We start from the raw sequence: 12,794 nt of genomic DNA on the forward strand, positions 1-12,794 counted from the left end.
GTAACTAAAACTAAAAAATGAACAACTTAAAAAGTTGCTCATTTTTATATTTTAGTAATAGTTTATTTTGGAGTTCAAGTTTTTAATAAATCATTTTTAATATTACCTACTTGTGGCCCATAAATTACTTGAATAGCTGTACCTTTTTTAAAGATACCAACTGCACCAGTTGATTTTAAAATATTATCATCAACTTTAGTTTCATCAAAAACTGTAACACGCAATCTTGTAGCACAATTGTCTAATAATTTAACATTACTTCGTCCACCAAGACCTTTAAAAATATTTTCTAACATATCATTATTTTTATCTTTATTAGTATCAGGTGTTAATGTTTGTTTCTTTGTCATTTCTGCTTGTAAAGTTTTATGAATAGACTCTGCACCATCAAGATAAGTAATTTCAACTTTATTGGCAATTACTTTAATATTTTTAGTTCCACTTAATCTTAATAAAGCTTTTGAATAAATATTTGCATCTTTTAAAGTTGCAACTAATACTTTATCTTTAGCGTTAACATCAATAATATTTAATGCTCCACCAAGTCCAAGTAATAAATTTTCTACTTTTGTTCTACCTTTTTTTGAAGACTTATCTAAAGAACTTTCAACACTTTGTAAAGCTAAGTTGGTTGCTAATTCTCCTTCTTCACGACCTAAAGTTTTGTAATTTCTTCACTTAATAATGTAATAGAACCCAAAGAAATAAGCAGGTGCCATAATTAATCCAGTAGCAAATACTCAATAGAAGCCTGTTTCTTTACCAAGAATACTTGGTAATATTCCAAAGAAAGAAAAGTCAATAAATCCAGCAGCAAAACCTTGACCAACAACTATATTTAATAAATACGCCATCATAAAACTAATTCCTGCCATAAATGCATGGAAAACAAAACATAATGGTGCTACAAATAAGAATGAAAACAACAATGGTTCTGTAACTCCTGTTAAGAAAGAAGTTAGAGCAGCAGATCCTAAAATACCACCAACCATTTTTTTATTTTCTGGTCGTGCTAACATTCACATAGCAAGCGCTGCAAATGGATAACCATATTGCATATATGCAAATCGCCCACTCATAAACATTGTTCCTGGTGTTTGATTCATGTGTCCTACTGCATTAGAAGCAAATTGTCCAAAGAAAATATTGTACGCTCCTACAAATGTGTCAGATCCATTAGTTCACGTACCACCAATTCCAGTATATCAGAAAGGTGCATATTGAACGTGATGCAATCCTGTTGGTATTAATAAACGTTCAGTAATTCCAAAAAACATTGCAATAAATGCTCCACCAACTGTTGGATGAAAATTATCACCAGTTAACTGTCCATCAGTAAGTTGACCTGTATTCATACCAGCTGCTAAGCCATTACCAATTTCTCTAAAAGCAATTAATAACATTGGTCAAATAAAGAAAAAAGCTAATCCCATTCCTATTCCAACAAAAACAGCTAAAATTGGCACAAAACGTTCACCACCAAAAAAAGCTAATACTCTTGGCATACGAATATTGTATGAATGATTATGAACAACTGATACTAATCAACCAACAAGAATGCCACCTAAAACTGAAGTATCAAACGTAGGAAATAATCCTAAGACAGAAGAAAATAAACCAGAAGATTTACCACTTTCTGGAGTAATCTTTGCACCTTCACCTAAACCTCATGGATCAAATCCCAACATTCCTGTTTTAGGATTTCAAAAAAACATGCCACTAATAACTGAAGTCATAACAATAAAAGTAATAAATCCAGAAAGAGCAGCTACACCTTTACTAGCTTTTGCAAAACCAAAAGCAATAGAAATAGCAAAAATCAATCCTAAATTAGCAAAAACAACGTTTCCAGCTGATTGCATAATTGAAAAAATATTAATAATACCAACAAGACTATCATGATTAGGTAATTGCTTTAAAGCACTAGCAACTCCACCACCAATTCCTAACAATAAGCCAGCTATTGGTAATGTGGCTATTGGTAAAACAATGGCTCTTGATAAGTTTTGCATTTTACCAAACATTTTGCCACCTAATTTATTAAAAGTTCCTTTAAAAGTAAAACTAGGATTTTTCTTATCCTCAGGAGTTGTTTGTTTACTATGAAAAAATTTACTCATTTTCTCACCTCCATTCTATATTGTTCTATACAGATGAGAATTTTATTCTATACCAAGTAATAGGGGGGCTTTGCCCCTCGTTGCTTCGCAACTCACCCCAGCGGGGCTAAACCCCGCGGCCAACCAACCAAGGTTCTGGTTGGCTCCGACCAATAATATAGGTTTAAATTTTTCAAAATACTATAATTTTTATAAAAATGGATTTGTTTTTTTGAAAATTTATCAAAATTTTCTTTTTTTTCTGATTTTATTTTTAATTCTTGCATTTGTTTTTCAATTTCTTTTTTAAGTCTTCTGTCTTCTTCTTTTTTTTGTAATTCCATTCGTTGTTGTTCTCTTCTTATACGTTCCTTCTGTTCACATTCTCAGGCTTTTTCATGAGCTTTTTGTTCTTCTGCTTTTCTTCTTTCACGGTCTCTTTTTTCTCATTCTTCTTTGACTCTTGCTTCTTTTTCAGCTCTTTTTAGCTTTTCTTTTATTTTTTTTTCTTCTTTTTTCCTTTCTTGTTGAAACTCATTATATTTCTTCATATCTTCTTTTTTTTGAGCTTTAGCTTTATCATTAAATTCCTTATATTGTTCATTTTTTTTCACATAATTTAATCACCTTTCTTTTTCAAAATAAAAAACTCATTTATTTTTAAAATAAAATAATGAATTAAAAACTTATATTAAGTTTATGAATTTATTTTAGCATCTTTATTTATTTTTGTTAGAATGTTTATTTCTATAATAACAAGCACGACATACAGTATTTTTAGTTTCTTTCTTTTCAGTCTGTAATATATTATCCAACTTATCTAATCCTACTGCTTTAATATCATCAACAGTAAAATCTAATGCTTGTGACTGTTCATAGTCTTTAACACTACTTAATTCACTCTTTAACGAATGAATATAATTTAAAGCACGACTATTATATCTTTGTAAATAAGACTTAGGAAATCATAAACTAAAAGTCATAGTTTCACCACTATAACTGGGTGGTAATCCACCACGTTTAATTATTCGCTTTGTTTGTCTTTTAGATAAAACAATTTTATTATAATCATCAACATTAGTATAAATATTAAGTTTAAACTTAACTAAAAATAATAAAATACGCATTCTTTTAACTTGAACAATATACTCTACTTTTTCACGTGCTTGTTTTGGTATTCTATCGGGGTGTTGTTCAATCATATACATAATTCCATTAAAATTATGACCTATCAATTTACAAAACATTCCTAAACTTTCCTGTGTTTCTTTAAATTCGGGTGACAAATCATTACTATTAATTTTTAAACCTAATTCATCAAAAACAAGCATATCATTCTCTTTAAAAGCATAATTACTATTTAATTGATTAAACTTAAAAACATCATCATAAGAACAGCGATAACTATATTCATTACGTACTTTAATAGGAATAGGACTAACTACCCTACCCTTATGTTTTTGTGCTAAACAACAAGCAAGGGCAGATTTACCAGTACGTGGTGGTGCTGAAATAATATAACTACCTACACGTTGTAATATCTTTATATTTTTTCTAGTTATTAAAAATGGATATAGTATTATTAATAATAAAATTCCTAAAAGGAAATAACCATATCAAGGCATTATTTCAACTCCTAACCAACTAAAAATCCTACTGCTTTTAAAAATACTCATAAAGTTAAAACTTGTTCTAAACCACTAGTAAAATCAACATTTAAAACAGAACTAATAGTATCATCAAAAATACGTCTCAATAATCCATCAAGTTTAGTAAAAAATTCTCTTAATGGTTCAACTGGTAAAACTTTACCAACAACACCATAAAGTACTCATCTAAAAGCATTACGCAAATGACCAAAAACATCATATCAACTAACACGCTCATACTCAGGGTTAAAAGGACTATTTGGTGGAACTGGCATAACTTTTTCACTTGAAAAAATATTAACTTGACCAAGATTTAACTGTGGTGACATATAAGAATATGAATCGCCGTGAACATCAAAAAATACTGTTAAATGTTTTAAATTTGGTACACGAATAGGCAAAGTAACAAAATTATATAAATGTTGCTGATAAATATTATTATCAACCTTACCTTTAAAAACATACTTTGTATCACCAACATAATCTAAAAAACTAAAAGTAAAATTAGCAGTAAAAGTTTTAAAACGTTCATATTCAAAATAAAACATAAATCCTTGAATATAAAAACTCAAAGGTTTATCAATTTCAAAATTTAACTGTGTTTGAAAATTTATAACTCTCCTATCGTTATTAACAAAATTCAAATGATTAGTATTCTTTTCTGAAACATAATTATGATTAAACATAATACGTGAAAATTCATCCAATTGTTTTCTATTAAAAGTATAAACGCCAGACCCCATATTTATCTGTTGTTTTGGAACACCAACTGTATCACTATAATAAGAACATATATAAGTACCCTGATTACCAATATATTCACCACTAACTAATTTTAAATCCGGTTGGTCAATGTCAAAATAAGCAGAATTTCATGGAATTGTTGCTCAATCATTAAAATCATTATACTTAACGTGTTTAACCATTTCTTTTGTAATATCATAATTAACAACATTAGGGTCATTTGAAACAATTAAACTAGTTGGTGCTTGAACAGAAGTATTTACAACAAAAAATATTGGGACGGTAACAAAAACGGAGGATATAATTACTTTTTAAACATTTCTTTAAAATTATAGACAAGAAATAATTGTAATTATATGCAATTGTAAGTAAATATTACTACTAAATTAAATTAATTTCAATTAAAATACAAATATTAAAAAATCAATAAGAAAATTTAATATAAATACACAACAAAAATTCTTATTAACTTTTAATTAATAAGTTTTTAATATTTTAATAAAAATAAAAATTTTGATTATGTTTTGGAATTTACAAGATTACACTTAAAAATAACCATTTTAATATAAATATCTATGCTATATGTTCTATTACCAAGCATTTCTTTTAAAATATATCAAATATTACTTTCAGCAAAAGTACCAATATTTCATTTTGCACCTTGATTTTCAATTCCTTGTTTATTATTTTTAAAATATTGTTTTTTTAATTTTTTATGATTTTTTAATATTTCATTCATATACTTTATTAATTCATCATATTGACCATTTTCAATAAAGTTTCTACAAGTATTATATTCTTCAAAATATTTTCCTTTGTTTCCAGCAATAATTCCTACATACAACTTTTTAACTAAATGGAATTTATCTAAAACAAATTGTGCATCTAAATAATTAGCAACATCTTTAATTCATTCTGCACTATCTCCACAAATAATGATTTTTGCTTGGTCAAAATTTTCAAAAAATCTATTTCCTTGTTCTAAAATAAATTCAGCAGTTTTTTGAACTCCAATTGCTGTTTTTGTTGGTCTTATTATTACATCTACTCTTTTATTAACTAATTTATGATTAACATTATCTGTACAAAATAACACTAAACGCATTGAATATTTACCAGAATTTCGTTTAAATTTTCAAAACTTTCGATGTCTATCATCAATACTAATATAAATAAATTGATTTGGTTCTAATTTTATTTTAGGAACATCTAATTTACTAACTTGATATTCTTGAAATAATCTACTAATACTTGTTGTGCTAAATTTTGTTTGTTTCATAGTATGTAAAATGTCAATATACCTTTTTCCATCTGCAAAATGTTCAATAACATTATTTTTGATATCTTGACAAGTCCTTTTGTATTTAGGTAATTGCAATTTTTCATCTAATAAACAAATAGGAACTCATTTTTTTAATTGTTCATCATAATATTTATAATCACGACATTTATAAGTAACAAGACCATTGATAGTATTTCTAGTTCTTGTTTTAATTTTAACGGGGATATATTTTCTATCTCTTTCTTTTAAGATTCTTCAATCTGTTTTTTCTCATTGATTTTTTACATCATCTCTAAATGATTGATACATTCTTTTTGTTGCTTCTTTTAAAGTTCATAAATAATTAAAACTCATATTTTTTCTCCTAACTTTTTTTAAATTTTAAATTTATTGTAAATATATTTAAAAAATTAATTTACTTTTTTATTATAAACATATATAAGTGTAATTTAAAATTAAATCAAAACTTTTTAAAAAACGACTTTCATATTTAAAATATAATAAACAATTTCAATATAATTAATAGTATAGGTATCATAAAATAAACGCCTTTAATTTAAGTTTTATTTTGCATTTAAAAGCATACTTGTAAAAATAATCAAAAATAGTACAATTTAGAAATAAAATTAAGAAAAAAGGAGTAATTAAAATAATGAATATTATTGAAGAAGAATATAATTGAATTTTTAATTTTTTAGAAAAGGCAAATTCAAGAGAAACAACTGAACAAATATTTAAAGAAAAAATTGAACTTGCAAAAAGTACAATTACTGATATGAATAATGAAATAATAAAAATTAAAAAAGAACCAAAAATAAAAAATTTTTTTATTACAATTTTTACTTTTGGAAAAATTAATAAAAACAAAGAAAATAGAATCAAAATTATGCAATTAAATGAAAAAATAAATAAACTTAAAAAAGTGATTATAAAATGAGATTTATTTTTTGAAAAAAAATGAAAAAATGAAAATTGTCAAAAATGAGTAAATAGTATAAATAATAATCAAATTCAAACTGATGAAAAAAGTAATTATTGCTCAAATAGTCGTACAGTTTTATAAAATTTAAAAAAGGAGTAATTTAATATGAAAACATGAATAAAAACAAATTTAAGTAAAATAACATTAGCATTAGCACTAACTGGTGCAGTAAGTGGAGTAACTGGTTTAATAATTGGTTCAATAGCACAAAATAAAACTAGCGAATTAAAGTATTTTTTAAATAATGACCACACAGCAGTTTGAGGTAATACTACAATATGAGAAGAAAATGTGGGGGGGCTAATAAAATAAGACTATACTTTAATAATAAACCCGAAAAAAAAGATGATATAGTATGAAATGGCACTTATCCAAAAGGATATTTTTGAAATTAAATTTCTAAATTTATATAAGAAATATTTTCGTTATATTTATCAAATAAATTAATATTTTTTAAATTAATTTCTTGTTTATCAGTAATTAAAATTAAATCATAACTTCCAGCACCGAATATTCCACTAATTTCAATTCGATTTAAATTATTAATCGGATTTTCAATTTGTAATTCTAATTCATTATCATTATTAATTTGTGATATTTCTTTATAAAATTCTAATTTAGAAAATAATTGAGATTTATTTGAACCATATAAATTTAAAGCATTTTCAATTTTAATCTTATCAATAATTAATCTTGTAAAATACTTACCATATTCACCATTACCAAGCGTTCAATCAGCAGGAACTAATGAAGGTATATTATTACTTTCTAGTTCATTTGTTATAGATAATCAATTAAATTGATTATCATCTAATCTAAATAATTCATTTTGGCTAATATCATTACTTTTTAATTTAATATTATTAATATCTGTAAAATCAAAATAATGAGATTTTAATATTACTTTTACATCTTTAAATTCTCAAATATCTTCACTACTAGGATGTATTGGATTTGATTTTAATTCAAAATAATAAGGTAATAAAATTTTATTATCATCGTTTAAACCTTTATTAATTGACATAATTGAATAAATATTATTTGATAACATAATTACTAGTTTCTTAAAAATATGAACTTGTGGTAAATTTATATAATTTGGATAATCCAATTTTCATTGTTTAAATAAGTTAGTTATTACTTCTTCGGGTTTTTGTCCTTCAAATTTTGCTCTTAACGTTGCAATTTTAGTTTTTAAATTATCAGGAGTAAAACCAACAAAATTTCTATTATAATTATATGTATAAGTTAGCATATCTAATAATACTTTTTGTAAACTATCAACTGTTGGCGTATCTTGTATTTCAATTTCTATATCGTCAAATCTGTTATTGGTTGCAACATATTGATAAAATTGGCTTTCAGCTGGGAAATTTCAAACTTCTTTATCTTTTAATTCCTTTTCTTTCTTCAATGGTCACTGACCATTTCAAACAGTACCCATTTCATATCCCAATCAAGCATTAGTTACTCTTGCGTTATTAATAATTTCTTTTCTTGTTTCAGTTCCACCACCAATAGCAATTAAATCTAAAACTGATTTTTCTTGTCCTATAAATTGCTTTGCTAAATTTCATGGTAATATTTGTTCACTAAATCATTGTTGTAATATTCTAACTTTTGGTTGAGTTTCAATAGGCATTGATAACAGTGGAAATGCTATCTTATCTTTGACAAATAACTTTGGGTATACTTCCATATTGTCAACTTCACCAAGTACCTTTATATTACCGAAAATCATACTTCTAGGTGCTTTAATTTTTAAACCAGTAACTTTGATATCTTTGTCTAATGGTTTTTGTAATTTAATAATAATTGGATAACCATCTCTTGTTTTAAAATCTTTAATTTTAATAATAGTTATACTTTTAGTACTTCTAGTTTTTGGATTTTGATAAGGTTGTGAATAATTATTAATGATATATAAATTATCAATATTATTTTCAGTTAATGGTTCATTAATACTAACTGCATATAACTTAAATTGATTTAATAAATTTATTTCTTGAAATATTAAATTTTTAATATCAGTCATACTATATTCAATAGTATTATCATTAATATTAGTACTTGCTCTTTGATTTAATTGCATAGTAAAGTCTGATGTTTCAACAGCAGTAGTTTTTAATACTTTATCAATATCAATAAAACCTATTTTAATAGTATTTGCTGAAAATTTTAAACTATTATTTTCATTATTTTTAAATAAACGTGCAATTTCATAAATATAAATTGTTCTTTTTTTAAATTCATCATATGCTCTATTAATATCAGGGTCACTAGTTGCACGCATCATATTAGTAAAATCATAAGGGATATTATCTATTAAGTAATCATTTTCTACATCTGCTTGATTAAGTTTAGTTTGCTTTTGTTTCTGTGGAAACTTGGTTTGTGGTTTGTTGTCTTGGTTGTCCATTGTTTTCTCCTATTAATTGGTTATTTTTGGGATTAAATAATTTTAATTTAACTGTTAAATTATTAATTTCTTGTTCATCATTAATATTAAATGTTTTACTAATTAATAAATCTTTATCAACACTTACTAATAATTGAATAAATTTAAGAATATCAATATTAAATTGTCATAATTTTTGTTCAATATAATTAATGGTTGAAATATTTACAGCTGTACTTTCGGGAACTGATTGTTGTGCTGATTTTTTTTGACTTGGAATGTGAATACCACAACGTTTAAATATTTCATTAACATTTCAATCGTAGATATCAGTTAAGTTTTTACCTTTAAAATTACTGCTTGTCATATTAATATTTTCATTTTTTTCATTATTATCACCAGTAGTTTTTCAAATATAGTTTTTAGTAACTAATATTCTTACTGCTTCTTCCATTGAAGATTGAACATTACCATAAGTTTGGTCAAAAATAAACTTCGGTGAGTTTAAAATACAATCTAAAACAATTTGTTCATAAATAACATCTAGTGCTTTAATTTTATCCATTACTTTATCACAATCTGCTAACTCATTTGCTTTATTTCGCATAATTGCTATTGGTATATAATTAATGTTTAATGTTTGTTCTTGTGATAAATTAGGATTATTAATGTATGATTTAAAATCTAATTTAGTTTGTTTTTTAGTATCATTAATACTATAAATTGCACGATTAATTGTTACTTGTTTATTATTTAATGTATAAATTTCAAATAATCTTACTGTTTGTGCATTTTGTTCATAATTATCATAAAAAATAGTACATTCAATTAATTTACCTGTAATATCATAAACTCTTTGTTGGATATCTACTACTTGAAAATATAAATTATCATTAGCAATATAAATTAAATAACCACTAATTCCTAATTTGCTTAATTTAAAAATAGAATTTCAATTTTTACGATAAAATTCTTGTTGCATTAAATATTGTGTAATAGTTTCATTATTAATTTCTAATGGAGCATTATATAAATTAGCATTATTTTCTGCTACAAAATCAGTAAAATAAGTTTCATGGTTAAAATCATTAAAACCAAAATAATTTAAAATAGAAGCATGTATACTTTTATTTTTATTAGTTAAAAATTTTAATTTTTCACTTTGATTATCATTAATATTATTTTTTTCTTTTCTTTTAAATAAACTTAGCATAATATTCACCACCTTTCTTTAAAATATTTGATTAATTTTTAATATAATTTTTACAATAATGAATATAATTAAACCAGCAGTTGCTGATGATAGAATTACTCCAATTAAACCTAAAATAATTTTTATAATTTTAAAAAACATAATATTATTCCTGTAATTCTTCTAATTTTCATACATTACCTTTTAAATTACCTTTTCCACTATAAATAGTAATCAATTTAGCATGTTGAACTGATAAAATTACTATATTAACACTATCATTAAAGGTTTGTATTGGTACACCAGCAATTTTGTTATCCGTTATAATAAATTCTTGAATAGTATAAACTGGATTATATATACTTCAAGAATAATAAACTCTATAATGTTTATTAACTATAAAATCATAAGTAATTTGTCAATTATCTCATTTATTTTTTTCTCTTGTTCCTACATCTTTTCATTGTTGATTATTTGGACTTGGTGTTGGATTATCTGGTAATTCAATATCTCAACAATTTTCTTCAACTTCATTTGTTTCTAAACTTTTTGAATTAATTTTTATTTTTGGTGTAACATCAACTTTAATTGTATTTTGTAATTCTTCTAATGAAAGAATAGCACCATAATTAATATCTCCACCTTTTAAATATAAACTACAATTAAAACTACTTTCTCTAACAGTTAAAGTTAATATTACATCTTCATCTTTAATTTTAAATTTTGCAAGTAAATAATCTCCACCTAAATAATTACCAGTTTTAAATTCTACTTTATGCTTTATATTTGCTTGATTTACTGGTAATTCATCTAATGTTATAATTACTCTATATACAGTATTAAAATTAATTTCAAACGTATCTCATTCACGATTATTTTTACTTTTACTTATTACTTTTCATATTTCTTTATCTTGTTTTTTATCAATATTTGCTTTATTTTCATTAATAGCACCAGCAACAGTTTTATTAATAGTTTCTAAATTAGGGATTTCTTGACTTACAGCATTCAATTGAAATGCTACTGGAAACTTTTTTTCTGTGTCTTCTAATTTTTTATCTACTTCTTCTTTTTTATAATAATCAGTTAAATCGATTTTACCACCACTAGCACTAATTTTATTATTTTCATCAATAGTTATATTAGTACCTGCAATTAATTTATCTTGTTTTTTATCTAATAAATTATTAGTTTCTAGTTTTGTGTAATAATCACGTTCAGTATTTTCTTCTGCTATAAATTCAGTTGGTGTTCCAGTACCTTGATATTGATATATATTATGAATTATTGGTGTATACTTTTTTGTGCTATTAGCAACAATAAATTTTATTAAATTATCATCATATAATAACATTACTTTGTCAATATTAACATCAATTTTTTCAATTATTATTTGTCTATTTTCTATTTGATGATTAGTAATTCTTATATTAGATTTAGTTAATTTATTATTACTTATAATAAGTTGTTTACTATCGATAAAATAATATGTTCAATCAATAATATATCATATATCTGTTTTAATATTTTCATTTTTAACTTTTTTTCATAAAGGACTAGTTTCAATATTAAATCAATTATTTTTAATATCATCAATATTTTGTTTATTAATATCAACTTTATTTTCTAATAATTTAATACTATTTTCATTAGTAGTAATTCTTTTTTGTTGTTTAGCAGAAAAGTCAGCAGTCGCAGCATGAGTAAAATCACCAATTTGTGGATTATTTTGTAATGCTTCTGGTGGTAATGTACCAATTTCATCAGGTCAATCTAAAATCATTGTTTCAGTTTTTGGGTCATAATCAGTTGCAACATAACCTTTATTTATAAAGTTTGTAACACGACCCCTATATATCTCATTTTCGTTATCATTAACTAAATCATCATATAATTTTATTTGTTTTGATAATGTAAATTCTTTTTGTTCTTTAATTAATTCATCAACTTGATTTCTAGTATAAAATACTTTTAAGTCAATTTTTTCAATATCTATTTCATCTTGATTATAATTTGAAAATACTTGTTTTAATTCTGTTAATCTTGCTCATATTTTCATTCTACTTGGTGCTAAATCTCAAACATTAATTGTAGGAATACTACTTGCATTAAATGATGTACCATTATTGAATTGAATAGTAGCATCAACATTAAATTCAATTGGTGTACGATTAAATACTCAATGTTCAACCATTACATAAACCATATCTCTTAATGTTTCTTTAATTAATTCATCTTTAAAACTATCAAAAGGAAATTTAGATAAAATAAAATCAAGATAAGCATTAATATCATTTTGAGCGCGAATAGCAAAAGTTGTAAATCAGTCTTTGACATTAGGTCATGTATTTATATATTGAGGTGGAGTTTCTGTAATTTTTCCAGTTAATGGATATCAGTTATTATAATTTTCAAGACTGACATCAGTTCAAAGTTTATTAATCATAA

The 12,794-nt window shown here is 24.3% G+C and carries 11 protein-coding genes; 2 read left to right on the forward strand and 9 right to left on the reverse strand.

Going from position 1 to position 12,794, the window contains the following annotated elements; translation table 4 throughout:
• Nucleotides 1–62 precede the first annotated feature (62 nt).
• From AACK83_RS10095 to AACK83_RS10115, 5 genes are all read right to left on the reverse strand, one after another.
• Nucleotides 63–2,120: a PTS transporter subunit EIIC gene (locus tag AACK83_RS10095; RefSeq protein ID WP_338958265.1), complete on the reverse strand. Its 2,058-nt coding sequence runs from the start codon at nucleotides 2,118–2,120 to the stop codon at nucleotides 63–65.
• A 47-nt stretch (nucleotides 2,121–2,167) separates the two neighbouring features.
• Nucleotides 2,168–2,713 (reverse strand): hypothetical protein, encoded by a 546-nt coding sequence (locus AACK83_RS10100; protein ID WP_338958267.1) that lies wholly within the window; start codon nucleotides 2,711–2,713, stop codon nucleotides 2,168–2,170.
• 105 nt (nucleotides 2,714–2,818) lie between these two features.
• A complete protein-coding gene (locus tag AACK83_RS10105) occupies nucleotides 2,819–3,724 on the reverse strand; it encodes a hypothetical protein (protein ID WP_338958200.1) in 906 nt (301 codons plus the stop codon).
• Between the two features lie 11 nt (nucleotides 3,725–3,735).
• Nucleotides 3,736–4,674 (reverse strand): hypothetical protein, encoded by a 939-nt coding sequence (locus AACK83_RS10110; RefSeq protein ID WP_338958277.1) that lies wholly within the window; start codon nucleotides 4,672–4,674, stop codon nucleotides 3,736–3,738.
• 335 nt (nucleotides 4,675–5,009) lie between these two features.
• A complete protein-coding gene (locus tag AACK83_RS10115) occupies nucleotides 5,010–6,128 on the reverse strand; it encodes an Mbov_0401 family ICE element transposase-like protein (protein ID WP_338958279.1) in 1,119 nt (372 codons plus the stop codon).
• A 298-nt stretch (nucleotides 6,129–6,426) separates the two neighbouring features.
• Between AACK83_RS10115 and AACK83_RS10120 the strand changes: the two genes are divergently transcribed.
• Both AACK83_RS10120 and AACK83_RS10125 read left to right on the forward strand, forming a co-directional pair.
• Nucleotides 6,427–6,837 carry a hypothetical protein gene (locus AACK83_RS10120; RefSeq protein WP_338956698.1) on the forward strand — a complete coding sequence of 137 codons (411 nt, stop codon included), beginning with the start codon at nucleotides 6,427–6,429 and terminating at the stop codon, nucleotides 6,835–6,837.
• A gap of 24 nt (nucleotides 6,838–6,861) precedes the next feature.
• Nucleotides 6,862–7,068, forward strand: coding sequence for a hypothetical protein (locus AACK83_RS10125; protein WP_338956696.1), 207 nt, complete (start codon nucleotides 6,862–6,864; stop codon nucleotides 7,066–7,068).
• Nucleotides 7,069–7,147: 79 nt separating this feature from the next.
• On the opposite strand, the gene AACK83_RS10130 is transcribed toward AACK83_RS10125, so the two are convergent.
• From AACK83_RS10130 to AACK83_RS10145, 4 genes are read right to left on the reverse strand one after another with little or no spacing between them, the layout of a single operon-like run.
• A complete protein-coding gene (locus tag AACK83_RS10130) occupies nucleotides 7,148–9,175 on the reverse strand; it encodes a hypothetical protein (protein ID WP_338958282.1) in 2,028 nt (675 codons plus the stop codon).
• Nucleotides 9,117–10,367 carry a hypothetical protein gene (locus tag AACK83_RS10135; RefSeq protein WP_338958285.1) on the reverse strand — a complete coding sequence of 417 codons (1,251 nt, stop codon included), beginning with the start codon at nucleotides 10,365–10,367 and terminating at the stop codon, nucleotides 9,117–9,119. Before AACK83_RS10135 ends, AACK83_RS10130 begins: the two co-directional genes overlap by 59 nt.
• An 18-nt stretch (nucleotides 10,368–10,385) precedes the next feature.
• Nucleotides 10,386–10,508, reverse strand: a complete 123-nt coding sequence (locus AACK83_RS10140; RefSeq protein ID WP_255495924.1) for a hypothetical protein — start codon at nucleotides 10,506–10,508, stop codon at nucleotides 10,386–10,388.
• 4 nt (nucleotides 10,509–10,512) lie between these two features.
• Complete coding sequence (locus AACK83_RS10145) at nucleotides 10,513–12,792, reverse strand: hypothetical protein (protein ID WP_338956685.1); 2,280 nt, start codon at nucleotides 12,790–12,792, stop codon at nucleotides 10,513–10,515.
• Nucleotides 12,793–12,794 lie beyond the last annotated feature (2 nt).

The organism is Spiroplasma endosymbiont of Tiphia femorata (genome assembly GCF_964020225.1).
GTDB lineage: Bacteria > Bacillota_I > Bacilli_A > Mycoplasmatales > VBWQ01 > Spiroplasma_E.